Consider the following 26,405-nt stretch of genomic DNA (forward strand, 5'->3'; position numbering starts at 1 on the left):
CGCGCGATCGTCGTGTGATCAGGCACGTCCTGGGCACAGATCACCCGGAACGCCACATCCACAGTGCACAACCGCTCGATCTGCCGCGACGACCGTACCTTGTTCGCATACGCATACATCAGCAACACCAACAGCATGTCCGGATCGAACCCAGCCCGCCCCTGCCCCACCCGCACCCGGCCGGCATGCAGCACCGACGTGTCCAGCTCCTCGACCGTATCGATCAAGAACCACACCAGATGATCACCCGGCAACCAGGCCGCCATATCCGGCGGCAACAAGAACCCCTGCCCACGATCAACCCGCCGATACCCATTCGCCACCACCCAATCCTCAACCAACCCACCCACCCCGACCACCACCGCCACACCCATTCCGCAACAGGCTCCAGGCGCCGAAAATGCTCCGATCAACGCGCCAGATATCCCCCGGGGCCCGAGACCGCGGGCCGGCCATCACCTTGTGCACCCACCATCCATTCGGGACCCGCCGGAACGGTTGAACCGTGCTCAAGGTCGACGCGACCAGCGCACCTTGGGCACCCCTCGACCACCTTCGGCCCGCGCAGATGGTTGATCCGTGCACAACGTCGTACCGGCTCGTGGGGAGAGCCCTAGCCGGCCTTGGCGCGGTCAGCCCATCGAACGGCGCGGGACGGAGTGGGGTGGGTGTGCTCCCATTTGGCTGGCTGGGTAGGGAAATTGGGGGTTTGGCACTCTGGTTATGGGTGTAGAACCCCTGAGGTCGGTGGGTAGCCGGGGAAATGGGGTCTGGTCAGAGGAGGTTGGGGGTTAGGGCGGGGGTGGGCATTTCGGGGTCGAAGGGGTAGAGGGGGCGGATTACTCCGTGGTGGCCTAGGCGGAGGAGGTCTTGGTCTACGCCGCCGGGGGTTAGGGCTAGGAGCCAGTCGGCGGCGAGGGTGTAGAGCTCGGGTTCGAGGTAGCCGATCTTGACGATGACTAGGTCGGTGGCGGCTGGGTCTAGGCCTAGCAGGGTGAAGTCGGCTAGGTGGTGGTAGGGCTTGCGGCGGGAGGTGAGGATGGCGTGCAGGCCGCCGATTTGGATGACGGCTACGGTTCCGCCTACTGGGTCTTCGGAGAGGGAGAAGACGGTGCCGGTGACTTCGACCGGGCCTGCGGGGCCGGAGTCGACCTTGCCGCCGGCTGCGACGCTGATGGGGTTGCCGACGCCGGCTGCGACACAGGCGGCGACTGCATCGGGGTCGGTGATGCTGGCGTGGATCGCGGTCGCCTGGCCGCCAATCAACTCCTCAACCGACAGCAGTTCGCGCAGGGTCCACGAGACGTCGCCGGCACCGCCGGCGGTCGGGTTGTCGCCGGAGTCGCTGATCAGGAACGGGCGCGCCGTACTCTTCAGACCCGCCGCGACGCACTCGTGCAGCGTCCCGGTCGGTGCTACGAACTCGAAGTCGGACCGTGCATCCCAGTAGGCCTGAGCCAGCTCGGTCGCGCGCTCGGTGATCAGCGCCTCGTCGTCGCCCATCACCACCACGGCCGCCTGGCATCGCGGCTCGTCGGCCCACGCGTACCCGACCCAGACGGCCGCATCCAGTACGCCGGGCTCGTCCGCGATCTCGCCGACCCGCTGGTAGATCGAGGCCGCCGGCTCGATCCGGGTCGACGTCTTCTCCCCCGGCAGCAGCACCGGCACCTGGATCCATGCCTTCTTCGGCGTACCCAGCCCGGAACGCAACCGCTCGACCAGATTCCGCGCTGTCCGCTCGCGGCTCTCCATCGCGTCCTCGTGCGGTGCCATCCGGTAGCAGGTGATCAGATCGACGGCCGAGCCCAGTTCCCGCGACACGTTGCCGTGCAGATCCATCGAGGTCGAGATCATCACGTCCGGTCCGAGCGCGGCCCGAACCCGGGTGGCCAGATCCGCCTCGGCGTCCTGACGGCCGACCACGCTCATCGCGCCATGGATGTCGAAGAACAGGCCGTCGAGCTCACCCGCCGTACCGATCCGCTCGATGATCTCCGCGGACAGGGCGTCGTACACCTCGGCAACGACTGCCCCGCCCGGCAACGACCGTGCATGCAGCAACGGCACCCACTCGACGCCCTCGGCCCATTCCTTCGCGAGGAAGTCGTACCGCTTGAGCAGGTCCTCCCCACGCCGTACGTCGAAGTCGTCCAGGCCGGCGCGATGCGGCGAGAACGTGCTGGACTCGATGGCGATCCCGGCAATCCCGATCCTCATGAAGTCCAACCTTTCACATCCGCTCAGGGCGTCGCACTGGTTTCGACGGAGCGGGGAAAGCGCTGAACCTCCTGGGGCCAGTCGAGCGCGACCGCGAGCCGGCCGGCCCAGTACCGCGCGGCTTCGTCATCCGGTACGTCGATCGCCGCGAATCCACCGAGGTGTTCCTTGGACTCGACGTACGGGCCGTCGGTGAAGACCGGCTCGCCGTCGCGGGCGGTGACGCTGCAGACCACGGACGTGGCATCGAGGCCGCCGTTGCTGAAGAGGAAGACGCCGGCCTCCTTCATCTCCTCGATCACGGGGCGCACGGACGCGGACTTCGCCCGGATCTCCGCCTCCGTGTGCTCAGGAACCCACTCGTCGTTGAAGCTGATCAGGTACTCGGGCACTGTCGTCTCCGATCAAGTCTGGGCAGGCCGGTCGGCCGCCGCACACCAACTCCACGAACAGCTGCACTCCGATCCGACACCACTCACCAGACTAATTTCAACGCTGACCGGTCGAGCCGCGGACAACCAACTCGGTGGCAAGTTCCACGTGCAGGGCTTCGAGGGTGTGGCGATCCAGGAGCCTAGTGAGGAGGGAGACGGCCATCCGGCCCATCTCGGCCAGCGGCTGGCGGACCGTGGTGAGTTGCGGGGTGGTGGCTTGGCTGAGGTCGAGGTCGTCGAAACCGGCGATCGACAAGTCGGTGGGCACGCTGAGGCCTCGGGCGGTGGCGGCTTGGAGGGCGCCGATGGCCGACTTGTCGTTGAACGCGATCAACGCAGTAGGGCGTGGGTCGAGAGCCAGGAGTTGGGTGGCCGCCTCGTAGCCGTCGGCGGTGGTCGGATGGGTATGGCGGACGAGATCCGGGTTGGGCAGGATGCCGGCGTCAGCGAGGGCGGCGTGGTGTCCGGAGAGCCGGGCGTCAGCCGCGAGCCACTCGCGAGGACCGGCGATGACGCCGATGCGGGTGTGGCCGAGGGCGGCCAGGTGAGTGGTCAGTTGTCGAGCACCCGAGTGGTGAGCGGCTGAGACCGAGGGGATGTCGCGCGGGAGGGTCGTGCGCGGATCCACCACGACGAAGGGGAAGCGGCGCGAGCTGAGGCGGACGAGGTCTTCGCTCGACTCGGGCGGGAGGATCAGGATCGCTCCGGCCAGACCGCTCTGGGACGGCAGCCGGGACAGGACCGGCTCGTGGGCCGCGGCTTCGCCGGCGTTGAGGACGACCTGGCGGCCGTGGCGGTCGAGGGTCTCGGCGATGGACGAGACGATCAGCCCGAAGTAGTCGGTCAGCAGGTACGGGCAGCGCACGTAGACCGCACCGGCGACGGGCTTCGGCGTACCGCCGCGGGGAGTCGGAGCGAGCAGGCCGAGCTCCTCGACCGCGCGCTCGACCAGGAGGCGTGTCTCGGGCGCCACGCTGCTGGCCTGGTTGAGCACCCGGGAGACCGTCGCGCTCGACACTCCGGCCGCGGCCGCGACATCGCGCACGGTCGCGCGCCGCCTAGACACTTGTTACATCGCTTTGTTTCACGCTCAGCACTCTAAACCCAGGCGGCACACCATTGACAGGGCTCAAAGAGAGTCGTTTCCTGACGCTGTTTGTTGCACTGTGTTTCACACCCTGAGGAGTGCGATGCGAACACCGATGATCGCCACCGCCTTGGCGCTCACCACCGGTCTGCTGACCGTGCCGACCGCCGAGGCCCATCCCCCGACCACCCAGGCCCGGATCTGGGTGACCACCCCGGACCGGGCCGAGCTCCTGCACGAGCGCACCCCGGTCGCGTTCCAGCGAAACAGCAGCGACCTGACGACGATCACGGTCGACCCGCGGACGACGTACCAGACCATGGACGGGTTCGGCGCCTCGATCACCGACTCGTCGGCGGACGTGCTGTACCGGCTGAGCCCTGCGGTCCGTGAGGAGACGTTGCGGAAGCTGTTCGATCCCCGGCACGGCATCGGCGTCAGCTTCCTGCGGCAGCCGGTCGGGTCGTCGGACTTCACCGCGGCGACCGAGCACTACACGTACGACGACGTGGCCCCCGGCGAGACCGATTTCAAGCTGAAGCAGTTCAGCATCAAGCACGACGAACAGCAGGTGCTCCCGCTGCTCCGCCGCGCCAAGCAACTGAACCCCGCGCTTAAGGTGATGGCGTCGCCGTGGAGTCCGCCGGCCTGGATGAAGACCGGTGACTCGCTCGTCGGCGGTCGCCTCAAGGACGACCCCAAGGTGTACGACGCCTATGCGCGCTACCTGGTGAAGTTCGTCGAGGCGTACACGCGGGCCGGCGTACCGGTCGACTTCCTCTCGATCCAGAACGAGCCGCAGAACCGCAAGCCCGGCGGCTACCCCGGTACCGACGTCCCGGTCCGGCAGGAGGCCGAGGTCATCTCGCGGCTCGGGCCGCTGCTGCACAAGGCCAGCCCGCGGACCAAGATCCTCGGCTACGACCACAACTGGTCGACGCACCCCGGCGACATCGGGACCACCCCGCCCGGTGAGGACCCGGAGACCAACTACCCCTACAAGCTGCTGCAGTCCGACGCGGCGCGATGGATCGCAGGTACGGCGTACCACTGCTACTCGGGCAATGCGGCGGCTCAGACCGCGTTGCACAACGCCTTCCCGGACAAGGGCATCTGGTTCACCGAATGCTCCGGTTCGCACGGGCCGAATGACACCCCGCCGCAGATCTTCCGCGGCACGCTCACCTGGCACGCACGCAACCTGATGCTCGGCACCACCCGCAACTGGGCGAAGTCGGTCGTCAACTGGAACATCGCCCTCGACTCCACCGGCGGTCCGCACCTCGGCGGCTGCGGGACGTGTACCGGGCTCGTCACCCTGCAGGCCGATGGCACGGTGAGCACGGATGCGGAGTACTACACGATCGGCCACCTGTCGAAGTTCGTGAAGCCGGGTGCGGTGCGGATCGGAAGTACGTCGTACGGGACGACCGGGTGGAACGGGCAGCTGATGACGTCCGCCTTCAAGAACCCGGACGGATCGACCGCACTGGTCGTGCACAACGAGAACGACGCGCCGCGGAAGTTCGCGGTCGCGGTCGGCGACCAGTCGTTCGAGTACGAGCTGCCGGGCGGTGCGATCGGGACCTTCACCTGGCCGTCCTCCCGGCTATCCACGCCGACGCCGGTGTCCTTGGCCGGCGCGACCGCAACCGCCTCGGTCAACGGCGCCGAGGCCGGGCTCGCGATCGACGCGGACGGAGCGACGGTGTGGTCGAGCAAGGCAGCCCAGGCGCCGGGTCAGTCGATCCAGCTCGATCTCGGTTCCCGCAAGCTGTTCCGGGAGATCGCACTGGACAGCGGCGGACAGAGCGGTGACTTCGCCACCAGCTGGGAAGTTGCCGTCAGCAACGATGGGGTGAGCTGGTCGAAGCCGGTGACCGGTACGTCGACCGGCCAGCTCACCACGGTTGACCTCAAACCGTCGTACGCGAGGTATGTCCGGATCACCTCGAACGGCAGCAGCGACCACTGGTGGAGTCTGGCGGATCTCCGGATCTATCGCTAGAGCACCTCGAGCCGGGCGCTGCCCCGTCCGGTTCGCACCTGGTAGCTGGTGCTGACGCCCGCGTCGGGGTGCAGCTTGTCGACCGCTCGGTACGACAGCTTCGCCTCGTAGCGGGTCACCTCCAGTACGCCGTACCCGTGCTGCCGCATGTCGACCTGCTTCAGATGCGGGTTGTACTGCAACCGCTTCTGCTCCTCGGCCTTCGCGCCCGCAACACCCTTGGTGTCACCGGTGTTCGTCGACGACACCGACGGTACGACGAACTCCACACCTGCACGCTTTGTCCCGGCCGGGTTGCCGGGCGTGCCCGGAGCGAACCCGGTGTTCCACAGCTCACCCGAGAACGTGTCGTGGTCGTCTCCGGTCACAACGACCAGGTCGGAGACGCGGTCGGCCGCGAGGGACAGCAGTTCGGTCCGCTCGGCGCCGTACCCGTCCCAGGTGTCCATGAACGCCCGCTCGCCGGCAGCGCCGGTGACCATGCCCATCATCATGTTCGGGTTCGCGAGCACCTTCCATTGCGCGCCCGACGAGCGCAGACCGTTCTCCAGCCAGGCCTTCTGATCGGGACCGAGCATGGTCCGGCCGGTGGCGTCCGCTGCCGCGCAGATAATGCTGCCGCCGTCGTTGCACGGCTGGTCGTCCTTGTACTGCCGGTTGTCGATGGCGAACAGTTCGGCCGTCTTACCGAGCCGCAGCGAGCGATACGTCCGGGTCATGTCGTTGGCGTACCGCGGAACCGGCATCCGCTCGAACCACGTGTGCCAGGCTGCCGACTTCTTCTCCTGGAAGAACAGTTCGGGCAGCGACCATTTGTTCTTGGTGTAGTTGTTGCGGAACTCGTGGTCGTCCCACAGCGGCAGGAACGCGTGCTGCGCGTGCATCGCCCGCAGGTCGTCGTCGCTGCGATAGAGCGTGTACTTCGCGCGCATCGACGACAGGACCTGCGGATAGAGGTTCAGGTCGATCCCGCGAACGCCGGGAACCGTGGCCTCGTAGACGTAGTCACCGAGGCCGACGACGAGGTCGAGTTCCTCCGCGGCGAGGTGCCGGTGCACGGCGTAGTACCCCTCGGTGAAGCCTTGGCAGGTGAAGAACCCGATCCGCACCGGCTGGTTCGAGTCCGCCGGGCGCAGGGTCTGGAACCGGCCGATCGGCGAGACCGTGTCCTTCCCGCGGAACTGGTAGAAGTACTCCTCGCCCGCGGTCAGCCCGTTCGCCGGGAAGTGGACGCAACCGTCCCACTGCTTCTCCGCGATCACCGTCTTCACGATCACCGGGCGGGAGAGGTCGCGATTACGCGAGACCACGACCGCCAGCTCGGCGTCGCCGTCGAACAGTCCGCGGGGCACGCGAGTCCACAGCATCGCCCCGTCGGTGCGCGGCACCCCGGCCATCACGCCCTCGGGGAACGTCGCCCCTGTGACCAGGGTCGGCGACGCATCCGCCGCAGTCCGCAGCGCCGGCGTACCGAACGCTTCCAGTGGGACGGCAACCGCCGCACCGAGAACACCTACCGTGCCGAGCACCGTACGCCGAGTCACAGTCATGCCCTGGATAATGAAAGATTTTCATGAATAGTGGAAGACCTCACGGCGACCCGGATCTGGCGAGAGGAAAGCGAAACAGCTGCGTCACGCCTGCTTGCTACCGTCCGGACGCATGATCGAGAACCTGGAACTGCGCGCCGTACCGGGCACCGATCCCGCCATCCGCACCCTCGCCGCCGCGCAGCAGGCCGAGCTCGCCGCGGTCTACGGCGACGACCAGCCGCAGGTCGGCCTGCACCCTGACATCGCATTCATCCTGCTGCTCCTCGAGGGAAGCCCCGTCGGATGCGTCGGCCTCCAGCCGGTGGGACCCGGCCTTGGCGAGATCAAGCGCATGTACGTCGACCCGTCCGCCCGCGGCTGGGGTCTGTCGCGGCACCTGCTCACCGCGGTCGAGGCGGAGGCGCAGCGCAACGGCATCACGCGACTCCGGCTCGAGACGGGTACCCAGCAACTGGAGGCGATCGCGCTCTACACGCATCACGGGTATGTGCCGACCCCGCCGTACCCGCCGTTCGAGAACGAGTCGGCGTCGCTGTGTTTCGCGAAGGACCTCTAGGGCGTCACGGCGTACAACTGCTCGAGTCCAATGGTCAGAACCTCTGGATCAAGACCCGGCTCGAATCCCGCCCCGCTGTAGCAGGCAAGCTTCGTTTCGGACGTGTCGTAGTCACGGGACAGTAGATGCTTGGCCCGCTCCAGCCGCTCCACATGACGGCGCCCCATCACCTCGCCCCACTTCACCTCACCCAGCGACAAGACCTTCTTCCGCTGCCCAGAGGACGCCGCACCCATCACCACGACATCTATCTCGATCTGGCTGCGCCGACTGGGGTCTGCGACCACACCTGAACCGATCTCGCCCGGCAGCTCACCGCCGTACAACTCAGGCTCGGCCCAGAGCGCGAAGTCCCGGCAGAGCTGCTCGAAATGCGGCCCGATGATCTGAGAGGAGAACTTCGATCCCGACAGCCGCCACACCGTGTCGGCCCGACCGCTCTCCAGCAGGCCCCACTGCGAGCGCATGACCACCTCGTAGAAGGTGACCAACGGCTCGGCGATCCGGTACACAGCACGCCGCGACCGGAAGATGTCCGTCTGCGCCCGAAGCAGGCCGCTGTCTTCGAGGACCACCAGGTGATGGCCGATGTCGGTGGACTTCCGGCCGACGTAGTTCGCGATGCCACCGCGCGTATTGTTGCCCACAGCAACGGCAGCCAGCACCGAGTGGTAGAGCGCGGTGTCCCGGACCGCCATCTCCTCTTCCAGCAGATAGCGGGCCTCGCGCATCAGCGGGGTGCGGGAGTTCAGCACGGTCCGCTTGATCCAATCCTCGAAGTCCGCCACCGACTGTGGGGTGTCGTCGCGCGCCAGGGCGCGGTACGCCGGAGTGCCGCCGACGACCGAGTGGACGAGCACGGCAAGCCGCGGGTCCTCCAGTTCCCAGAACTCCTTGGCCCGCCAGTACTCGAACGGCCGAACGATCATCTCCAGGGTTGCCCGACCTCGGAGCGGCGCATTACCGGCGAGCAGGCGCCCCATCACCGACATGGCCGAACCACACAGCAGCAGCCTGATCGGGTGCTGCGCGAACGCGGCCCGGTCGATCTCCCGCTGGATGATCGACGGCACCGCCGGCGCACCCTTGGTGAGGTAGGGAAACTCATCGATGATGAACGGTCCGACACCTGGCTCGAGCGCGAACAGATACCGGATGGCCTCGTCCCAGGTGTCGAGGCGCGGTGGCGACGACTGACCGAGATGACGACCGAGAGCTGCCGCGAAGAGAGCCAGCGACTCAGTCTCTGTCGCCTCGGTGGCGCCGAAGTACAGACCACCGGTCAGATTCGCCAACGACTCGATCAGGAAGGTCTTGCCCTGGCGCCGCCGCCCGCTGACGACACCTAGCCCGGGGTGCGGCGTCGTACCGGAGGCGAACCGGACGAGCGCATCCCACTCACCATCGCGCGCAAAGATCCGATCGGGTTTCTGCATGTTGTAGAACTGTACTTATTATAAATACAGTTATCAAACTTCCATCTCAGGTGTTCGGCAGGTCGAGGACGAGGGCGTCGCCGTCGCGGTGGAAGCCGAGGCCGTTGAGGTACGGCGAGGAGTCGCGCATCCGGGGTGAGGCGAGGACCTGGTGGAAGCCCTGGTCGGTGAAGACGTCACTGCGGCGGTAGACGAACTCACCGGGGGTGAAGTCGCGGTACTTCGGGAGCACGTAGTCCAGATCGATCTGGGCGCGACCCTCGCCGGCGTCGTGGGCGAGGACGACGCCGATCGTTCGCTCGCCGCGCTGGACGAGGAACGCGTACGGGCTCGCGGCGAGCTCGAAGCCGGGGTTGAAGCGGCTGATGTCGCGAGCGTGGGTGGCCAGGACGTGACCGAGGTACGCGTCGTCGGCCCGGACCCGGAGCACCTCGTACTCGGCCTCGTCGTGCCGGTGCCGGAGCAGCCGCCACAGGTGGACGACGTTGATAACCGCCAGGACGGCGTTCATCCCGACCATCGGCCAGACCCCGATGACGAGGTTGAAGCCGACCAGGATGATGCAACCGACCAGGTTCAGCAGACGCAGCCGCAGGATGCGCGTCTGCAGCAGCGACACCACCACCAACGCGGATCCGCCCCAGCCGATGATGCTCCACACGTCCACGATGCGAGCGTAGACCAGAATGACTCCGTGTCAGAAACCTTGTTCCTGAACGGCGAACCACTGCCCACTGTGACGTTGGAGTTGCTCCGAGCAACCACTTATGGCCACTTCTCCTCGCTGCAGGTCCGCGACGGCCGCGTCGACGGCCTCGACCTGCACTTCGAGCGCCTGGACCGCAGCTCCCGCGAAGTCTTCGGCCGCTCGCTGGACTCCGCCCGGATCCGCCAAAATCTCCGTACGGCGCTCGGCGACGCCCGCGACTGCAGTCTGCGCGTCAACGTGTTCTCGCTCGCGGGCGATCTCGACCTGCTGATCCGCCGCAGCGCCCCGATCGAGCCCGGAACCACCCCACTCCGCTTACGCCCGGTCCAGCACCAGCGCGCACTGCCGCACCTCAAGCACACCGGCACCTTCGACCTCATCTATCACGCGCGTCAGGCAACAGCGGCCGGGTACGACGACGCGCTGTTCCACACGCCAGCGGGTGAAGTGTCCGAGGCGTCGATCTGGAACATCTGCTTCGCCCGCGGCACCGAGATCGTGTTCCCGGCCGCGCCGATCCTGGCCGGCATCCGGCAGCAAGTCCTGCAGCGCGGCCTGGCGTCGGTCCCCCTCGCCGGCCTGACGACGTTCGAGACGGCGCCGGTGCCGCTCGCCGACCTGGCGACGTACGACGCGGCTTACCTGACCAACTCGATCGACCCCGCGCTACCGGTCGCCGCGATCGGCGAGATCACCTACGCACCCCATCCGGAGTCGGCCGCGACGATCGCGGCCGCGTACGCGACGCAGGAAGCGCAGCCGATCTAGCGCTCGGCCCACCAGCGGAGGAGTTCTTCGCGGGCCCGCTCTTCGCCGAGTGGGCCTTGGTCGAGGCGGAGTTCCATCAGGAACTTGTAGGCCTCGCCGACCTCACGACCGGGAGCCAGGTCGAGGATCTGCATGATCTGGTTGCCGTCGAGATCCGGGCGCAGCGAGTCGAGCTCCTCCTGCTCCTGCAACCGCGCGATCCGCTCTTCGAGATCGCTGTACGCCGCCCGCAGGGTTTCCGCGCGGCGGCGGTTGCGGGTGGTGCAGTCGGCGCGGGTCAACACGTGCAGGCGTTCGAGCTGATCGCCGGCGTCGCGGACATAGCGCCGTACGGCGGAGTCGGTCCACTCGCCGTCGCCGTACCCGTGGAAGCGCAGGTGCAGCTCGATCAGCTTGCTGACCTGGTCGATCTGCTCGTTGCTGAACCGGAGTGCCTTCATTCGTTTACGCGCCAGCTTCGCGCCGACGACGTCGTGGTGATGGAAGGTCACCTTGCCGCCGTCTTCGAAGCGACGCGTCTTCGGCTTGCCGATGTCGTGGATCAACGCGGCGAACCGGCTGACGAAGTCGGGAGCCTCGTACGGGAGTCGGGACTCCAGATCGATTGCCTGATCGAGCACAGTTAGTGAGTGTTCGTAAACGTCCTTGTGCCGGTGGTGCTCGTCCTTCTCCAGCCGTAGCGCGGGCAGCTCGGGCAGCACGTGGTCGGCGATTCCGGTGGTGACCAGGAGGTCCAGACCGATCCGCGGGTGGTCGGCGCAGATCAGTTTGATCAGCTCGTCGCGGACCCGTTCGGCGGACACGATCGTGATCCGGTCGGCCATCGCGGTCATCGCAGCGACCACTCCGGGATCCGGCGTGAACCCCAGCTGGGCGGCGAATCGGGCCGCGCGCATCATCCGCAGCGGGTCGTCGGAGAACGAGTCCTCCGGGCTGCCCGGCGTCCGGATCACCTTGTTCGCGACGTCGGCGATACCGCCGTACGGGTCGACGAACTGGTGTGACGGGAGCAGCACGGCCATCGAGTTCATCGCGAAGTCACGCCGGGCCAGGTCGCCCTCGAGGCTGTCGCCGTAGGCCACCTCCGGTTTGCGTGAGGTGGGATCGTAGGACTCTGACCGGTAGGTGGTGATCTCCAGCACCCACTCGCCCTTACGACAACCGATGGTGCCGAACGCCTTGCCGATATCCCAGACATGGTCCGCCCAGCCGGCCAGCTGCCGCTCGACCTCGTCCGGATGCGCAGACGTGGCGAAGTCCAGGTCCTTGCTCCCGCGACCGAGGAGAATGTCCCTGACGGGGCCGCCGACCAGGGCGATCTCGTGGCCGGCGGCGGCGAACCGGGCGCCCAGTTCGTCCACGACAGGGGCGATCGCCAGCAGTGACTGGACGCCTTGGCGCTGTACGGCGGACAGGGATCCTGCAGGGCCTGACTGGTCGGCAAAAGGTGACACGGGGAACTAGGTTACGGTGACGGCGTGTTCAGACGGCGACTGAGGCTCTCCGCGGCGGTGACCGCGAGCCTGCTGATCGTTGCCCCGGCAGCGATTTCGGCCGTCCCGGCGATGGCCGTGGACGACGAACCGACCGTCCAGGTGACGATCGACTCGTTCCTTCCGGTGGCCCCCAAACCCGGTCAGCCCGTCACCATCAAGGGCACCGTCACCAACACCAGTGCGGCGACCTTCGAGAACGATCCGCAGGTCGTCACCTGTATCGACCGGCACCCGATGACCACGCCCGGCGAGATCGCCGCGGTGCCGAACGAGCAGAACACCCCGATGAACGACCGGGACAGCTGCTCCGGGATCGGCTTCCAGAACTCGGATTCGACGGCGTACCAGGTCCTCGGCGAGAAGCTGACTCCGAATGCCAAGGTGCCGTTCACGCTGACCGTGCCGTGGAAAGAGTGGCGGATCGACAGCCGCACCGGCGTCTACACCGTCGGTGTGATGTTCCGCGGCGACCCGCAGGACAAGTCCCGGACGACTGCCGGCCGGGCACGCACGCTGATGCCGGTGATCGGCACCGACCCGTTGACGCGACCGGTCAGCACTGCGCTCGTGATCCCGCTGCAGCACCGCCCGACGTTCCTCGGCGGTCAACTGTTCGTGGACGACTCCCTGGCGCAGGCCATGACCACGGGCGGTTCGCTGCGCCGGGCACTCGACCTCGGCAAGCAGCGCCGCGTCACCTGGCTGCTGGACCCCGCGCTGATCGACGCGATCCGGAAGATGGCGGGCCAGTATCGGGTCGGCACGAGCTACAGCCACTCTGTCCCCGGCCTCAACGCCAAGATCGCCCAGAACTGGCTCGCCGACCTGACCAAGAGTCTGGAGACCGGTAGCCAGGTCGTCGCGCTGCCGTACGGCGATGTGGACGTGGCCGGCCTGTACGACGCGGGTGGCTCGCTGAAGGAGCTGGTCCGGCAGGCCCGGATGGCGACCGAGCAGGCGAACCTCGGCTTTCCGGGGCGCACCAACGGGCTCTGGCTGGAGAACACCACCGCCGCGAGCCGCTATCTGGCCTTCGCCGCCAGCGGGTTCGCGGGTGCCGACGAGGCCGAGGACCTGAATCTGGTCAACAGCGCAGCCTGGTCCGGCGACTCCGCCAAGGTCCTGACCCCGGGGACGTCGGTCTACCAGGTGCTGACCCCCGAGGGCCCGGCGAAGCAGACCCGCACAGTCGTCGCCGACTCGGCGATGACCGCCGGTGGACCGGACGCCGGCTCCGATCGTGACCCGCTCCAGGTCCGGCAGCGATTCCTTGCCGAGACCATGCTGCTCGCCGCCTCCTCTGGTAAGCGCCCGGCGACGGCGGTCGTCGTACCGCCGCGGGGTTGGGACACCGACGGCCGCCTGACTTCTGCACTGGCCGGCGCGCTCGCAGCGCCGTGGCTGGCGCCGGTGACCGTCGACCAGGTCGTGAGGGCCACTCCGAAGCCGCGCGCGATCGTGGCCCCGGCCGCACCGAAGACGAACGGGGCCATCAGCGGTCCTCAGCTCGACAAGCTCAAGCGGCTCGAGAAGTCGATCAAGACCTACACGAGCCTGCTGTCCGATCCGGAGTCAGCCGGCCCGGACATGTCCAAAGGGCTGATGCAGTCCGCTTCGCTCGGCTGGAACGGTCAGGCCGACAAGGCCGGGCAGTACGCCGATGTCGAGCTCGGCTCGGTGAACGGGCAGCTCCGCCAGGTGCACCTGGTCAACTCGAGTCTCGACAAGGGCAAGGGGATCAAGGTCAACCTTGCCGGCAGCAACGGCACCTTCCCGCTGACGGTGGCGAACGACCTGGACCACTCGATCCGGGTCGGCGTCGTCGTCCGGTCGGTGAACCGGACCGACCTGCGGGTGCGGCCTGTCGACACCGTGGTCGTGCGGGCGGGCCAGAAGTGGACTCCGCGGATCACCGCCAGCGCCGAACAGAACGGTGTCATCCAGGCCACCGCGCAGGTCGTCACCGTCGACGGCGACCCGGTCGGCGCCCCGCAGCCGATGCTGATCCAAGCGAGTCAGTACGGCAGTGTCGGCTGGATCCTGGTCGGCGCCGCCTGCGCACTGCTCTTCGGTACGTCGTTCGTCCGGATCTACCGGCGGATCCGCGCCGAGCGCCGCAACCCACCGGCTGAGGCATCAGAACCAGAGATCGACCCGCTGCACCCGGCGCCGCTGCCGGCCGCCCCCGGAACGCCCGCCACGAACGGGGATGCCGGCCTCCCGGCGGACGCGTCGCTGAAAGAAGGAGTCGGCTCGAAGGATGGCTGACCGCACCCTGCGCTCCGCGGCGGTGATGGCAGCCGGGACCGTGCTGTCCCGCCTGCTCGGATTCGTCCGGCTCGCCCTGCTCGCGGCCGCCATCGGCACCGCGCTGCGGGCCGACATCTTCAACGCTGCGAACACGATCCCGAACAGTCTGTACATCCTGCTGGCCGGTGGCGTGTTCAACACCGTCCTGGTCCCGCAGTTGGTGCGGGCGATCAAGAACCACGACGACGGCGGTCAGGACTTCACCAACCGCGTGCTGACGTTCGGCTTCGTCGTACTGGCCGTGGTGACGACGGCTTGTGTGCTGCTGGCACCGGCGATCGCCAACCTCTACACCCCGGACGAGCTGCACGACCCGTCTCTGATCACGGAGAAGGCGAACCTGCTGCTGTTCGTTCAGCTCTGTCTGCCGCAGATCTTCTTCTACGGCGCCTTCGTGCTGGTCGGCCAGGTGCTGAACGCGCGGCGCCGGTTCGGTCCGATGATGTGGGCGCCGATCGCGAACAACATCGTCGCCTGCGCGTCGATCGTCGTGTTCCTCTTCATCTACCGCACCGGGGACACCCCGGCGACCTTCACGCACGGCGAGCAGTTGCTGCTCGGTCTCGGGCACACGGCCGGCATCGCGGTCCAGCTGCTGGTGCTGCTGCCGTACCTGAAGGCGAGTGGGCACACCTTCCGGCCGAAGTTCGGGTTGCGCGGGACCGGACTCAGCCAGACCGCCAAGCTCGGCATCTGGACGATGCTGTTCGTCGCGGTCAACCAGGTCACGCTGGTCGTGGTCACCAAGCTCGCGCTCGCCGGTAGTGCGTCCGACGACCTCGGTGCCAAGGCGGGTCTGACGGCGTACCAGACCGCGATGCTGATCATCCTGATGCCGCACGGCATCATCACGGTCTCGCTGGCGACCGCCGCGCTACCGCAGATGTCGGCGCTGGCCGCGGATCGCGATCTCACCGAGGTGGCCAGGCTGTCCGCGCGCTCGATCCGGCAGACGCTGGCGATCGTCGTACCGGCCGCGGCCGCGATGATCGCGTTCGCCTACCCGATCGTCACGGTGATCGCCGGCTACGGCTCCGGTAAGAACAACCTGACGCTGATGGCCTACACGCTCGTCACGCTCGCCTTCGGAGTCGTGCCGTACACAATCCAGTACTTCCAGCTGCGCACGTTCTACGCCTTCGAAGACACCCGTACGCCGTTCTTCCTGCAGTGCGTGATCGCGGCGACGAACATCACGGCCGCCCTGGTCGGAGTCCGGGTGCTGTTGGACGAGGAGCACCTGCGGTACTCCGGTGTGATGCTCGGCGGCGCATTCGCGCTGGCTTACACGGTCGCCGTACTGATCTCCCGGCCGGTACTGCGGCGGCGCGTGCCGCGGGTCGCGGGTGCCGGAATCGGGCTGCCGCTGCTCGCCATGGTGATCGCGGCCGCCCTCGGCGCGGGTGCCGGGCGGCTGGCGCTGTGGGCGGTCGGGCTGGCCGTCGAGTTCTCCGGACCGATCGGCGCGCTGCTCCAGCTGGCCGTCGCCGGAATCGTGCTGCTGCCGGTGTACGCGGGCGTTGCTCGGGTATTAAGGATCCACGAGGTCAACGACGTGGTGTCGATGGTCACATCGAAGCTGCCTGGCCGCCGCTGATCGGACCGCTTGTGCACTCGTGCACCGGGACTGGATCACGATGCCACTACGATGGTGGCTGCCGACCACAGCATCCAGGAGGGCGAGAGACACCGTGTCGAACCAGACCGTCAGTCCTGGTGCACTGCTCGCCGGGCGGTACCGGATCGCCGAGCTACTCGCGGAGATCGACGGTGCACGGGTGTGGCGAGCCGTCGACGAGGTGCTCAGCCGGGCGGTCGTCGTCGATGTCCTGCCGGTCGGCGACCCGCGGACCAACCTGCTCTTCGACGCCGCGCGGCGGGCCGCCGCAGCGGCCGATCCACGCTTCCTGCGGGTGCTGGACTGCGACATGTTCGAAGGCGTCACATACTGCGTGCGTGAGTGGGCCGGCGGTCGTCCGCTGGAGCGGATGCTCGCCAGCGGACCGCTGACCGGCCAGCAGGCCGGCTGGCTGGCCCGCGAGGTGTCCGAGGCGCTGGAGAACCTGCACCGCACCGGTCACGCGCACGGCTCGATCAGCCCGTCGACGGTCGTCGTCACCGACGCCGGCGCGATCAAGGTCGTCGGCCTGGCGACCGAGGCCGCCCTGCGGTCCGCCGGTCCGGGCTCGGCCGAACAAGACGTCTACAACCTCGGTGAGCTCCTCTACGCCTCGCTGACCGGCCGCTGGCCCGGCGCGGCCCCGGCGTGGGGTCTGCAGCCGGCACCGGTGGAGCACGGTCGGCTGATGAGCCCGCGCCAGGTGCGGGCCGGCGTACCGCGCTCGCTGGACGACATCAGCGACCGGCTGCTGGCCGACCCGCCGCGGCACCACGCGCCGCCGATCACCAGCGCCGCCGGTCTGTCCGCAGCCCTGTCCGGAGTCGTCGGCAGCTCACACGAGCCGCCGAACCAGATGGACGAGACCGTTCAGGTCGCCCGGCAGAACGGCAGCATCGACGACGCCACCCAGGTCGTCCCGCAGGCGCCGCCGCCCGCGCTCGACCCGACACCACCGGCGTACCAGTCCTCCAACGGTCACGCCGAGACGGCGGCGTACGCCCCGGCCGAGGCGCGGCCCGCCCGGCGGCAGACCCCGCCGCCGTCGAACGGGAACGGCGGCGGCCGCCGCCGCGCCGACGAGCCGAAGCGGAAGGGCTCGTGGGGCGGCCGGATCCTGATCCTGCTCGCCATCCTGGCGCTGCTCTCGGTGGTCGCGATGGCACAGTTCCTGCTCAAGGGCGCGATGAACAACGACCAGACCGACGACCCCGGTACCGGGAACAAGACCACCCCGTCGGCCAGCAGCAAGCCGTCGGCCACCGGAGCGGTCGCGAAGATCGTCAGCGCCAAGGACTTCGACCCGGAGCCCGCCGGTAACGGCGAGGAGCACCCGGAGGACGTCCCGAACACCTACGACGGCAAGACCAGCACGGTCTGGGAGACCCAGTCGTACAACAACAAGCCGAACTTCGGTGGTCAGAAGCCGGGTGTGGGCATCGTCTACAACCTCGGCGCACCGACCCCGATCTCGAAGGTGATCGTCACGCTCGAGGGTGACGGCACCAGCCTGGAACTCCGGGTGCCGAAGGGTGACGACAAGACCAAGTCGCCGTCGGCGGTGAACGGCTGGGAGCCGATCGCCACCGAGGAGGACCAGCCCGAGGGTGCGGTCACGCTGACTCCGTCGGCACCGACCGAGACGCAGTACGTGATGGTCTGGCTGACGAAGATCCCCAAGGAGAGCGGCAGCAAGTATCGCGGCACGATCGCGGAGGTCTCGATCCAGAAATGACCGCACACCTGGATTCGGGGATGAATCAGCTCCCCCGGATCGGCGTCGACGAACCCGTCCACCCGGCCGGCCCGGTCGGGTACGACCAGCTGGACGACCACGAGCTGCTCCGCCTGCACGTGGCCGGCAACCCGGACACCTTCGGGTTCCTGGTCAAGCGGCACCGGGACCGGATGTGGGCGGTCGCGATCCGGACGCTCGGCGAGCCCGAGGAGGCGGCCGACGCGCTGCAGGAGGCGTTCATCTCGGCGTTCCGCCGGGCCGACTCGTTCCGCGGTGACGCGAAGGTGACCACCTGGCTGCACCGGATCGTGGTGAACGCCTGTCTGGACCGGATCCGCCGCCGGCAGGTCCGCCAGGCCGACCCGCTGCCGGAGGACGAGGACCGCGCGGCCGAGCTGGCCGGACCGGTCGAGGAGGACGCCGCCGAGGTGCGCGAGCGCCGGCTCGACGTCCTGAACGCGCTCAAGCAGATCAACTCCGACCAGCGCAGCGCGCTCGTACTGGTCGACATGGAGGGCTACTCGATCGAGGAGGCGGCCGCGATCCTGGGCTGCGCGCCGGGGACGGTGAAATCACGCTGTGCCCGCGGGCGCGCCCGCCTGCTGCCCCTGCTGCGGCACTGGCAGACCACGCGCGGTGGCGACTCCGACGTGCCGGAGAAAACTGCTGCCGAAATCGGGGGAACCGAATGAGCGGCCAGGCCGTCGTAGCGGAGTCGCCTGGGGTACGCCCCGACTCTGGCGGCCCGATTGCCGACGTCTTCGACCGGAGTACTCCACCGATGACCACCACGCGCGCCTCTCGGGGCACGTCCCGTCTGGGGGCGAGTTCACGATGACCGAGTCCGGTCTGCCGACCAGCGAACATCTCGAGCACCTCGACACCGACACGATTGCCGACCTGCTCGAGAACCTGCTGCCCGCCGCCGAGGCGCACAGCGCTCGTGAGCATGTGAAAGCGTGTCCCGACTGTCAGTTCACCTATGACGCGCTGCTGGAGCTCTCCGAGGACCTCGCGGACGAGGGCCGCACGGACATCCCGATGCCGGCCGATGTCGCCGAGCACCTGGACGCGGTGATCAGTTCCGAGGCCGTGATGCGGGCGTCGACGGTCGGCGTGCACTCGCTGGCGCAGATCCGCGAGGAACCGCACCGGCACATGCCGAAGCTGTTCGGTGCGGCGGCGGCCGTCGTACTGATCGCAGCGATCGGTGTCGGCGTCGTGATGGCAACCAAGGACCGCGCGGCCGAGAACGCGGCGAACACGAACCCGACCGCGATCCTGCCGACCGGCGTGGTCTCGCTGAGCACGTCGCAGATCGCTCCGCAGGTGCAGAAGTGGCTGGAGAACAGCAGTACTTCGCTACTGAACGGCACCGAGGCCGAGCTCAGTTGTGCCCGGACCTTCGCTTCCACCCGCCCGAACCCGCAGGTCCGGCTCGTCCAGCCGGCCAAGGTCGACGGCGCCCGCGCGACGGTGGTCGGCCTGGAGGGCGGCTCACCGCGTGACATCGAGGTCTACGTGCTGACCGGGTGTGACGGAGGCGGCGGCACCGGTACGTCGATCTACGACACCTCGGTGACGCTGCGCAATCGCTGACCGCTTCTGGTGGGCCACGGCGGCGTAAGCCTCCGGCAATCGGTACCGTGGGAATGGTCGGCCTCAAGGATCCGTTGAGTACGACGTACCCGTCTCAACGATTCGAGGAACGCCTGCATGAGCGACTCCGTAGTCCGCAACGTCATCATCGTCGGCTCCGGCCCGGCCGGTTACACGGCCGCCGTGTACGCCGCGCGTGCGCAGCTGGAGCCGTTGGTCTTCGAGGGTTCGGTCACGGCCGGCGGTGCGCTGATGAACACCACCGAGGTGGAGAACTTCCCCGGTTTCGCGCAGGGCATCATGGGCCCGGCGCTGATGGACGAGATGCGCACCCAGGCGGAGCGCTTCGGCGCTGAGCTGGTCGCCGACGACATCGTCGCGATGGACCTGACCGGTGAGATCAAGTCGGTCACCGACTCGGCCGGCACCGTCCACCAGGCGCGTTCGGTGATCCTGGCGATGGGTTCGGGCTACCGCAAGCTGGGTATCGAGCACGAGGACCGGATGTCGGGCCACGGCGTCTCGTGGTGTGCGACCTGTGACGGCTTCTTCTTCCGGCAGCAGGAGATCGCGGTCGTCGGTGGCGGTGACTCCGCCATCGAGGAGGCGACCTTCCTGACCCGGTTCGCGTCGAAGGTGACGCTGGTCCACCGTCGCGGTGAGCTGCGCGCCTCGAAGATCATGGCCGAGCGGGCGTTCGCGAACGACAAGATCGACTTCGCCTGGAACTCCGAGGTCGCCGAGATCCAGGGCGATGAGAAGCTGTCCGGCGTGGTCCTGCGCGACACCGAGAACGGCGAGACCCGCGAGCTGCCGATCACCGGCCTGTTCATCGCGATCGGTCACGACCCGCGCTCGGAGCTGATCCACGGTCAGATTCGGCTCGACGAGGAAGGGTACGTACTGACTCGCGAGGGCAGCACGGAGACCAACCAGCCGGGTGTGTTCGCGGCCGGTGACCTGGTCGACCACACCTACCGTCAGGCGATCACCGCGGCCGGCAGCGGCTGTGCCGCGGCCCTGGACGCGGAGCGCTTCCTGGCCAGCCTCGAGTTCGAGCACACCGTGGCGGCGGCTGCCGCCACCGAGTCCGTCACCGTCTGAACCTGATAACCACCTCTGAAGGAGATATCGCCGTGGGCGAGAAGATGAACGCCGTCACCGACGCCGAGTTCGACCAGACCGTGCTGAAGAGCGACAAGCCGGTCCTGGTCGACTTCTGGGCCGAGTGGTGCGGCCCGTGCCGCCAGGTCTCGCCGATCCTGGAGGAGCTCAACCAGGACCACGGGGACAAGCTGACGTTCCTGAAGATGAACGTCGACGAGAACCCGGTCACCCCGAGCAACTACCGTGTTACCGGTATCCCTACCATCAACGTCTACGTGAACGGTGAGCTCGCGAAGTCCATCGTCGGCGCGAAGCCGAAGGCGGCACTGCTGAAGGAGCTCGCCGACTTCACGGCGTGATTCTGTAGGTAGGACACCGTCCGCCACGGCTAGGAGTGATGTATGGAAGGCCCGCACGGCGTGTACAGGATCGGCGACACCGGTGAGGCAGTCGCCGAAATTATTGGCAAGCTCCAGCGACTGGGCTTGCTGACCGGCGGTCATGACGTCTACGACGAAGCGACCGCCCACGCTGTCCGGGGCTTCCAGCAGCAACGCGGGCTGATGATCGACGGGATCGTCGGCCCGCAGACGTATCGCGCGATCGACGACGCCCGCTGGCGGCTGGGTGACCGCCTGCTGACGTACGTCGTCTCGCACCCGCTGACCGGGGACGACGTACTGGCTCTGCAGGCGAAGCTGCAGGAGCTCGGGTTCGCCGTCGCCCGGATCGACGGCATCTTCGGACCGGACACTCAGCGCGCGGTGACCGAGTTCCAGCGCAACATGGGCCTGCCCGCGGATGGGACGTGTGGCCCGTCGACGTTCAAGGCGCTACAGCGGATCAAGCCGATGGCGACCGGTGGCCGGCCGGACGCGCTGCGTGCCTCGGAGGCCGTGCGCGCCGCCGGACCGCGGTTGTCCGGCAAGACCGTGGTGATCGACCCGGGCCACGGCGGTTTCGACTACGGCTGGGAAGGCTTCGGGCTCCGCGAGTCCGACATCGCCTACGACCTGGCTGCGCGGATCGAGGGTCGGCTGGGAGCAACCGGCGTACGGGCGTATCTGTCTCGCGGCCGCGACCAGGGGCCCGATGAGCTGGCCCGGGCTGCGTTCGCGAACGAGACGGACGCGAACCTGTGCGTCTCGCTGCACACCGACGGCTCCGCGAACCCCGACGCCCAGGGCGTCGCGACCTACTTCTACGGCAACGACCTGCACGGCGCTTCGTCGAGCGTCGGCGAGCAGTTCGCCGGGCTCGTCCAGCGCGAGATCGTCGCCCGCACCGACCTGCTGAACTGCCGCACCCACGCCAAGACCTGGGACCTGCTGCGGCGGACCAAGATGCCCGCGGTCCGGCTGGAGATCGGCTACGTCACCAACCCGCACGACTCGGCCCGGCTCGCCGACGCGGCCTTCCGCGACGTGGTCGCCGAGGCCATCGTGGTCGCAATCCAGCGCGTCTACCTGCCGCCGGAGCAGGACGCGGCGACCGGCATGCTCCGGTTCGGTCAGCTGACCGTCTGATAGTCCGGCAGCTCGATCGCCCGCGCCGCGTCGTGAATCGGCTGGGTGATCTTGCCGACGAGCGCGTCCTTCATCGGTAGTTTCGGGAGGACGCGCAGCATCATCGCGCCCGCCCAGCTCTGCAGCGCGCTCTTGGAAATCATCCGGCCGAGGTTGTCCCGGCCGAGCGTCAGATTCCGCTCGACGTACGGGCGCATCAATCGCTCGTACGCCGTGAATGCCGTCGCCGGCGCGGATTGCGACAGCTCGCCGGCGAGGATGTAGGCGCCGACCAGGGCGAGGCTGGTGCCTTGACCGGAGGCGAAGGACGGACAGTACGCCGCGTCGCCGACCAGGCTGACCCGATCAACGGCGTACCGGTCGAGCTCGACCTGGCTGACGGTGTCGAAGTAGAAGTCGTCGGCCACCGCGACCGCATCGAGAAGCCGGTCGGTCTCCCAGCCCGCGCCGCGGAACGTGGTGTTGAGAATCTCGAACTGCTGCTCGCGGCCCTCGTACTTCTGGTCGGTGCCGAAGAGGAAGAGTGCCTTCGCGTCGTCGTCGCGGCCGGTGCTGTAGAGGTTCACCGTGCGACCGGGCACCGAGTAGACGAGCTCCCATCGATCCAGCTCGAGGTGATTGGGCACGGTCGCGATCGACACCACGTGGTTGAGATCGCGGACCACGTCGCCGCCGAACACCTGACGCCGTACCGTCGAGTTGAGTCCGTCCGCGCCGATCACCAGGTCGAAGGTCTGCGGTTCGGCCCGTTCGAAGCTCACCGCGCCGGTGACCGGATCCAGTTCCGTGATCGTGTCGCCGAATCGATAGTCGACGTTCGCCCGCGTCTCGTCGTACAGGATCTGGCTGAGGTCGCCGCGCATCACCTCGAGGTCCGCTTCACCGCGTCCCATGAACAAATCGGACGGTACGTCGACCAGTCGGCGGCCGGCGCGGTTCACGAACGACATGAACTGCATGTCGGTCGCCATTCCCTCGAGCCGCTCCTTGAGACCCATCTGCTCGACCACGTCGATCGCGGCACCGCGGATGTCGATCTTGTAGCCGCCGGGCCGGAGCGCAGGCGCGCGCTCGACGACTGTCACCTCGAAGCCGTACCTGTGCAACCACCAGGCGAGGGCGGGACCGGCGATACTCGCGCCGACGATCAGGACACGTTGCGGGCTCATGCTGCCTATCCAACACCGACACACCTGTCACTCGCCTGACAAGGCAACGACCCCGCTAGCGTTGGTGATGACATTTCGACCTGGGGGTTGCCATGTTCCGCCTGCTCGGCAGTATCTGTGTCCTGGCCGCACTCCTCACCGCGACCCCACCTGCGCAGGCCGCCGAGGCCGGTCGCCTGGTGGCGGTCACCGATCAGAACTACGACAGTCCGTCCGCGGCTCGGATCCGGTTGATGGATCCCGCCGTAGCGAACTGGGGTACGGCGGCCGCCCAGAAGTGGACGTGGTCGCCGACCAGCGCCAACGGCTTCTCCGGCCTGACCGGCGCCTGGGGATTGCCGACCGACGTGAAGCTGCGGATGAAGGCCGAAGCGTACGTGGCCGTGGTGTCGGACTCTCGCGGACTGGCCGCCCTGATCGGCTATCCGAGCGGACAGCGCCTCTGGGCGGTCAACGTCGGCTCGGCCAACAACCCGCACAGCGTCGAACTGCTCCCCGACGGGAACGTGGCCGTTGCCGCCAGCAACGGTGGCTTCATCCGCGTCTACACTGCTTCGCAAGGCTCGTCGTCCGCGACCTACGCCAGCTTTCCACTGCCCGACGCGCATGGCCTGCAGTGGGATCCGGTGCGGCAGGTGCTCTGGGTGCTGGGTGGCAGCAAGCTCCTCGCGCTGAAGATCACCGGTACGCCGGCCGCACCCACGCTGACCGAGGTGTCGACGGTCCCCGGGCTGACCGCCGGCGGCCACGACCTCACGCCGGTGCTGGAGGACCACGACCGGCTCTGGGTCTCGACCGGCTCGAAGGTCTACCAGGTGAGCAAGTCGAGCGCCTCCATCGTGGCGACGTTCGACCAGCCGGGGATCAAGAGCGTCAGCAGCATGCCGAACGCGCAGCAGGTCCGGACCACTCCGAAGGCCGGGTGCCGGACCGGTTGGTGCACCGACACGGTCAATTTCGCGGTCCCGGCGGCGAATCGAACGATTCCCGGCGCGGAGATCTACAAGGCCCGTGTGTGGAGTTCGCGGTATGAGTAGACTGCCTACATGAAGGCGGATGTTCTGCGTGGGCACCTGGACCCGATGATCCTGGCGGTCGTCGAGCACGACCCGCTGCACGGCTACGCGATCATGGAGGCGCTGCTCGAACGCAGCGGCGGCGCGCTCGACCTGCCGACCGGCACGCTGTACCCGGCACTGCGCCGGCTGGAGCGGGCCGGGTACCTGGCCAGCGAGTGGCAGACCGTCGGCGGCCGGAAGCGGCGGACCTACCAACTGACCTCGGCCGGCCAGAAGATGCTTGCCTCTGGCAAGGAAGAGTGGCTGACCTTCCGGACCGTGGTGGAAGGCGTGCTACGCCCGAATGAGGCGTAGCCCGCGACCGGCCTGCAGTCCGACCAGCAACAGCGGTCCAACGACGAAGGCACCGACCGGGAGGATGTCGAAGTGCCCGGACGTCGTACTCGACTCCCACGTCATCGACAATCCACCGAGACTGATCACCACGGCACTCGCCAGCGCGAAGAAGGCGGTCACCTGACCGGCGTACCGCCGTACGAAGGCGAACCGCTGGCCGAAGCCCGTGGCCAGCACCGCGAGCACCGCGCCCGCGATGACGAAGCCACCGACCCAGCGGACCACGAACTCGAGCACGTCACCCAGCACACTCGGTCCGCCGGCGTCCTGGTTCCAGCCCCACATGCCCGGTTGCCAGACCAGCGGCTGCAAGATCATCACCGCGAACAGCAGCACGGCGGTGTTGCGGCTCTGCGCGACCGACAGCTCTTCCCGGTACGCCGGGACCACGTCGGACAGTTCACCGAAATCCGCGGTCGCCGCCCGTTCGGCCGCCGTACGGTCGAGTCCGTCGGCCTCGAACGCCTCGGTGGCATCGATCAGGTGGTCGCGGGCTTCGGCCACCAGGTCGGCCCGCTTGCGGCGCGGGCCGGGCAGGGCCTTGGTCAGACCCACCAGGTAGTCATCGACAGACGTGGACACGTTCCTCATTGTCCGTCAGGTGAGGGTTCTTCACGTCGGGGATTTCACTGAGCCGACCCTCGATCGCCGCCGGCTGCGCAGGACGAAGAAGCCGACGTACGAGATGACGATCAGCGCGAAGCCGACCTTCTCCGCGATCGGCGTGGAACCCTCGGGCCAGATCGTGCCGTCGAGGTAGTGGTTGATGTAGCCGCCGGCGTACACGTCCTCGCCCCCGCGGCGGAGGAAGTACTTCTCGGCGCCGGTCAGTGGGCAGTCGTAGTCGATCAGCACGATCGCCAGGCTCCAGACCGCAACCGCGAGATGCCACCACACCACCTTCGGCCATCGCCAGGCGAGGAATCCGCCGAGGACGAAGAACAGCAGGAACGCGGCGTGCAGGACCAGCATCACGTCGGCCAGGAGGCGCCACTGCATGTCAGTGCGTCCGGGCCGGCGGTGTGGACTCCCGGACCGTCACCGGCGGCGTCGGCTCCGGCCGGATCGCGCCCATCAGGCGCTCAACCGCTGCCTCCATCTCACTGCGCCAGGTGATCGCCGACCGCAGATCCAGTCGCAGTCTCGGATTCCGCGGGTGCTCACGGACGACGGCGAAGCCGACGGCACGCAGGAAGTCGGTCGGCCAGACACAGCCAGGTCCCTGCCACCGCGAGTCCCCGAACGCCTCGACCGCCCGGAAGCCGCGCTTGAGCACGTCCTTCGCGACCGCCTGGACGAGCACCTTGCCGAGGCCCATCCCGAGATACCGCGGCAGGATGCGCCCGGTCGCCAGTACGACGGCGTCCGGGCTGACCGGCGCGGTCGGGAACGCCTGGATCCGTGGCAGGTAGGCCGCCGGGGCGTAGACCGCGAAACCGGCGAGCTCGTCGTCGACGAACAGCACCACCCCGGCCGGACCCCAGTCGAGCAGGAGCTGGGACAGCCACGCTTCCTTCTCCAGCGCGGTGTCACCGTTGCGGCCTGCTTGTTTCGCGGCCACCGGGTCGAGCTCCCAGAACACACAGTCACGGCATGGCACAGGCAGCTCGCCGAGCGTGGCGAGAGTCAGCGGTTCCAGCCGGCGGGTCATCAGGT

At 68.0% G+C, this 26,405-nt stretch carries 25 protein-coding genes; 13 read left to right on the forward strand and 12 right to left on the reverse strand.

Translation table 11 applies throughout. From position 1 onward, the window contains the following. The 4 genes from ACFTSF_RS00005 to ACFTSF_RS00020 all read right to left on the reverse strand — a co-directional run. The coding region (locus tag ACFTSF_RS00005) for a transposase (protein WP_380151704.1) at positions 1 to 323 on the reverse strand (323 nt) is incomplete at its 3' end. A 451-nt stretch (positions 324 to 774) separates the two neighbouring features. After that, entirely contained in the window at positions 775 to 2,220 is a 1,446-nt protein-coding gene (locus ACFTSF_RS00010) for a M81 family metallopeptidase (RefSeq protein WP_380151705.1), read from the reverse strand. 23 nt (positions 2,221 to 2,243) lie between these two features. Continuing rightward, positions 2,244 to 2,612, reverse strand: a complete 369-nt coding sequence (locus ACFTSF_RS00015) for a YciI family protein (RefSeq protein ID WP_344160534.1) — start codon at positions 2,610 to 2,612, stop codon at positions 2,244 to 2,246. A gap of 97 nt (positions 2,613 to 2,709) precedes the next feature. Continuing rightward, positions 2,710 to 3,720 carry a LacI family DNA-binding transcriptional regulator gene (locus tag ACFTSF_RS00020; protein ID WP_380151706.1) on the reverse strand — a complete coding sequence of 337 codons (1,011 nt, stop codon included), beginning with the start codon at positions 3,718 to 3,720 and terminating at the stop codon, positions 2,710 to 2,712. A gap of 124 nt (positions 3,721 to 3,844) precedes the next feature. On the opposite strand from ACFTSF_RS00020, the gene ACFTSF_RS00025 reads away from it, so the two are divergent. Continuing rightward, complete coding sequence (locus tag ACFTSF_RS00025) at positions 3,845 to 5,749, forward strand: glycoside hydrolase family 30 beta sandwich domain-containing protein (protein ID WP_380151707.1); 1,905 nt, start codon at positions 3,845 to 3,847, stop codon at positions 5,747 to 5,749. Here ACFTSF_RS00025 and ACFTSF_RS00030 read toward each other — a convergent pair. After that, positions 5,746 to 7,299, reverse strand: coding sequence for an alkaline phosphatase D family protein (locus tag ACFTSF_RS00030; RefSeq protein WP_380151709.1), 1,554 nt, complete (start codon positions 7,297 to 7,299; stop codon positions 5,746 to 5,748). The genes ACFTSF_RS00025 and ACFTSF_RS00030 overlap by 4 nt on opposite strands. Positions 7,300 to 7,411: 112 nt before the next feature. Here ACFTSF_RS00030 and ACFTSF_RS00035 point away from each other — a divergent pair, with 112 nt between their 5' ends. Continuing rightward, positions 7,412 to 7,858, forward strand: a complete 447-nt coding sequence (locus ACFTSF_RS00035) for a GNAT family N-acetyltransferase (RefSeq protein ID WP_380151710.1) — start codon at positions 7,412 to 7,414, stop codon at positions 7,856 to 7,858. Here the strand turns inward: ACFTSF_RS00035 and ACFTSF_RS00040 are convergent. Both ACFTSF_RS00040 and ACFTSF_RS00045 read right to left on the reverse strand, forming a co-directional pair. Continuing rightward, positions 7,855 to 9,294: an ATP-binding protein gene (locus ACFTSF_RS00040; RefSeq protein WP_380151711.1), complete on the reverse strand. Its 1,440-nt coding sequence runs from the start codon at positions 9,292 to 9,294 to the stop codon at positions 7,855 to 7,857. The two genes, ACFTSF_RS00035 and ACFTSF_RS00040, sit on opposite strands and share 4 nt — an antisense overlap. Positions 9,295 to 9,340: 46 nt before the next feature. Further along, positions 9,341 to 9,961, reverse strand: a complete 621-nt coding sequence (locus tag ACFTSF_RS00045; RefSeq protein WP_380151712.1) for a hypothetical protein — start codon at positions 9,959 to 9,961, stop codon at positions 9,341 to 9,343. A gap of 27 nt (positions 9,962 to 9,988) precedes the next feature. Here ACFTSF_RS00045 and ACFTSF_RS00050 point away from each other — a divergent pair, with 27 nt between their 5' ends. Continuing rightward, positions 9,989 to 10,771: an aminotransferase class IV gene (locus ACFTSF_RS00050; protein WP_380151713.1), complete on the forward strand. Its 783-nt coding sequence runs from the start codon at positions 9,989 to 9,991 to the stop codon at positions 10,769 to 10,771. On the opposite strand, the gene ACFTSF_RS00055 is transcribed toward ACFTSF_RS00050, so the two are convergent. Beyond that, positions 10,768 to 12,225: a CCA tRNA nucleotidyltransferase gene (locus tag ACFTSF_RS00055; RefSeq protein ID WP_380151714.1), complete on the reverse strand. Its 1,458-nt coding sequence runs from the start codon at positions 12,223 to 12,225 to the stop codon at positions 10,768 to 10,770. The genes ACFTSF_RS00050 and ACFTSF_RS00055 overlap by 4 nt on opposite strands. A 24-nt stretch (positions 12,226 to 12,249) precedes the next feature. Here ACFTSF_RS00055 and ACFTSF_RS00060 point away from each other — a divergent pair, with 24 nt between their 5' ends. The 8 genes from ACFTSF_RS00060 (at position 12,250) to ACFTSF_RS00095 (ending at position 22,165) form a co-directional block, all read left to right on the forward strand. Beyond that, the gene (locus ACFTSF_RS00060) at positions 12,250 to 14,535 is read left to right on the forward strand and encodes a DUF6049 family protein (protein ID WP_380151715.1); all 2,286 of its coding nucleotides are present in this window, start codon (positions 12,250 to 12,252) and stop codon (positions 14,533 to 14,535) included. After that, positions 14,528 to 16,174, forward strand: coding sequence for a murein biosynthesis integral membrane protein MurJ (gene murJ / locus ACFTSF_RS00065; RefSeq protein ID WP_380151716.1), 1,647 nt, complete (start codon positions 14,528 to 14,530; stop codon positions 16,172 to 16,174). Before ACFTSF_RS00060 ends, murJ begins: the two co-directional genes overlap by 8 nt. Before the next feature lie 94 nt (positions 16,175 to 16,268). After that, positions 16,269 to 17,930 carry a protein kinase family protein gene (locus tag ACFTSF_RS00070; RefSeq protein ID WP_380151717.1) on the forward strand — a complete coding sequence of 554 codons (1,662 nt, stop codon included), beginning with the start codon at positions 16,269 to 16,271 and terminating at the stop codon, positions 17,928 to 17,930. 20 nt (positions 17,931 to 17,950) lie between these two features. Then, on the forward strand, positions 17,951 to 18,625 hold the full coding sequence (gene sigM / locus ACFTSF_RS00075; protein ID WP_344160563.1) for an RNA polymerase sigma factor SigM: 675 nt from the start codon (positions 17,951 to 17,953) through the stop codon (positions 18,623 to 18,625). A 142-nt stretch (positions 18,626 to 18,767) separates the two neighbouring features. Further along, positions 18,768 to 19,532, forward strand: a complete 765-nt coding sequence (locus ACFTSF_RS00080; protein ID WP_380151718.1) for a hypothetical protein — start codon at positions 18,768 to 18,770, stop codon at positions 19,530 to 19,532. A gap of 117 nt (positions 19,533 to 19,649) precedes the next feature. Further along, positions 19,650 to 20,636, forward strand: a complete 987-nt coding sequence (trxB, locus tag ACFTSF_RS00085) for a thioredoxin-disulfide reductase (RefSeq protein WP_380151719.1) — start codon at positions 19,650 to 19,652, stop codon at positions 20,634 to 20,636. A 32-nt stretch (positions 20,637 to 20,668) separates the two neighbouring features. Then, the gene (gene trxA, locus ACFTSF_RS00090) at positions 20,669 to 20,998 is read left to right on the forward strand and encodes a thioredoxin (RefSeq protein WP_132409012.1); all 330 of its coding nucleotides are present in this window, start codon (positions 20,669 to 20,671) and stop codon (positions 20,996 to 20,998) included. A gap of 42 nt (positions 20,999 to 21,040) precedes the next feature. Next, the gene (locus ACFTSF_RS00095; RefSeq protein ID WP_344160574.1) at positions 21,041 to 22,165 is read left to right on the forward strand and encodes an N-acetylmuramoyl-L-alanine amidase; all 1,125 of its coding nucleotides are present in this window, start codon (positions 21,041 to 21,043) and stop codon (positions 22,163 to 22,165) included. Here ACFTSF_RS00095 and ACFTSF_RS00100 read toward each other — a convergent pair. Beyond that, positions 22,150 to 23,334 carry an FAD-dependent monooxygenase gene (locus ACFTSF_RS00100; protein WP_380151720.1) on the reverse strand — a complete coding sequence of 395 codons (1,185 nt, stop codon included), beginning with the start codon at positions 23,332 to 23,334 and terminating at the stop codon, positions 22,150 to 22,152. The two genes, ACFTSF_RS00095 and ACFTSF_RS00100, sit on opposite strands and share 16 nt — an antisense overlap. Before the next feature lie 92 nt (positions 23,335 to 23,426). Here ACFTSF_RS00100 and ACFTSF_RS00105 point away from each other — a divergent pair, with 92 nt between their 5' ends. Together ACFTSF_RS00105 and ACFTSF_RS00110 are read left to right on the forward strand one after the other, a co-directional pair. Then, entirely contained in the window at positions 23,427 to 24,371 is a 945-nt protein-coding gene (locus tag ACFTSF_RS00105) for a DUF6528 family protein (protein WP_380151721.1), read from the forward strand. Positions 24,372 to 24,380: 9 nt separating this feature from the next. After that, a complete protein-coding gene (locus tag ACFTSF_RS00110) occupies positions 24,381 to 24,707 on the forward strand; it encodes a helix-turn-helix transcriptional regulator (protein WP_344160582.1) in 327 nt (108 codons plus the stop codon). On the opposite strand, the gene ACFTSF_RS00115 is transcribed toward ACFTSF_RS00110, so the two are convergent. From ACFTSF_RS00115 to ACFTSF_RS00125, 3 genes are read right to left on the reverse strand one after another with little or no spacing between them, the layout of a single operon-like run. Continuing rightward, positions 24,687 to 25,331 carry a permease prefix domain 1-containing protein gene (locus tag ACFTSF_RS00115; RefSeq protein ID WP_380151722.1) on the reverse strand — a complete coding sequence of 215 codons (645 nt, stop codon included), beginning with the start codon at positions 25,329 to 25,331 and terminating at the stop codon, positions 24,687 to 24,689. The genes ACFTSF_RS00110 and ACFTSF_RS00115 overlap by 21 nt on opposite strands. Before the next feature lie 30 nt (positions 25,332 to 25,361). Continuing rightward, on the reverse strand, positions 25,362 to 25,748 hold the full coding sequence (locus ACFTSF_RS00120) for a DUF2784 domain-containing protein (RefSeq protein WP_380151723.1): 387 nt from the start codon (positions 25,746 to 25,748) through the stop codon (positions 25,362 to 25,364). A 1-nt stretch (position 25,749) separates the two neighbouring features. Continuing rightward, positions 25,750 to 26,400 carry a GNAT family N-acetyltransferase gene (locus ACFTSF_RS00125; protein WP_344160591.1) on the reverse strand — a complete coding sequence of 217 codons (651 nt, stop codon included), beginning with the start codon at positions 26,398 to 26,400 and terminating at the stop codon, positions 25,750 to 25,752. Positions 26,401 to 26,405 lie beyond the last annotated feature (5 nt).

It is taken from the genome of Kribbella sp. NPDC056951 (assembly GCF_042674205.1).
Lineage (GTDB): Bacteria > Actinomycetota > Actinomycetes > Propionibacteriales > Kribbellaceae > Kribbella > Kribbella yunnanensis.

Coding starts and splice junctions, on each gene's coding strand:
- ACFTSF_RS00010 (WP_380151705.1), bottom strand. CDS start 2,220: ATGAGGATCGGGATTGCCGGGATCGCCATCGAGTCCAGCACGTTCTCG.
- ACFTSF_RS00025 (WP_380151707.1), top strand. CDS start 3,845: ATGCGAACACCGATGATCGCCACCGCCTTGGCGCTCACCACCGGTCTG.
- ACFTSF_RS00030 (WP_380151709.1), bottom strand. CDS start 7,299: ATGACTGTGACTCGGCGTACGGTGCTCGGCACGGTAGGTGTTCTCGGT.
- ACFTSF_RS00035 (WP_380151710.1), top strand. CDS start 7,412: ATGATCGAGAACCTGGAACTGCGCGCCGTACCGGGCACCGATCCCGCC.
- ACFTSF_RS00040 (WP_380151711.1), bottom strand. CDS start 9,294: ATGCAGAAACCCGATCGGATCTTTGCGCGCGATGGTGAGTGGGATGCG.
- murJ (WP_380151716.1), top strand. CDS start 14,528: ATGGCTGACCGCACCCTGCGCTCCGCGGCGGTGATGGCAGCCGGGACC.
- sigM (WP_344160563.1), top strand. CDS start 17,951: ATGAATCAGCTCCCCCGGATCGGCGTCGACGAACCCGTCCACCCGGCC.
- ACFTSF_RS00080 (WP_380151718.1), top strand. CDS start 18,768: ATGACCGAGTCCGGTCTGCCGACCAGCGAACATCTCGAGCACCTCGAC.
- trxB (WP_380151719.1), top strand. CDS start 19,650: ATGAGCGACTCCGTAGTCCGCAACGTCATCATCGTCGGCTCCGGCCCG.
- ACFTSF_RS00095 (WP_344160574.1), top strand. CDS start 21,041: ATGGAAGGCCCGCACGGCGTGTACAGGATCGGCGACACCGGTGAGGCA.
- ACFTSF_RS00100 (WP_380151720.1), bottom strand. CDS start 23,334: ATGAGCCCGCAACGTGTCCTGATCGTCGGCGCGAGTATCGCCGGTCCC.
- ACFTSF_RS00105 (WP_380151721.1), top strand. CDS start 23,427: ATGTTCCGCCTGCTCGGCAGTATCTGTGTCCTGGCCGCACTCCTCACC.
- ACFTSF_RS00110 (WP_344160582.1), top strand. CDS start 24,381: ATGAAGGCGGATGTTCTGCGTGGGCACCTGGACCCGATGATCCTGGCG.
- ACFTSF_RS00120 (WP_380151723.1), bottom strand. CDS start 25,748: ATGCAGTGGCGCCTCCTGGCCGACGTGATGCTGGTCCTGCACGCCGCG.
- ACFTSF_RS00125 (WP_344160591.1), bottom strand. CDS start 26,400: ATGACCCGCCGGCTGGAACCGCTGACTCTCGCCACGCTCGGCGAGCTG.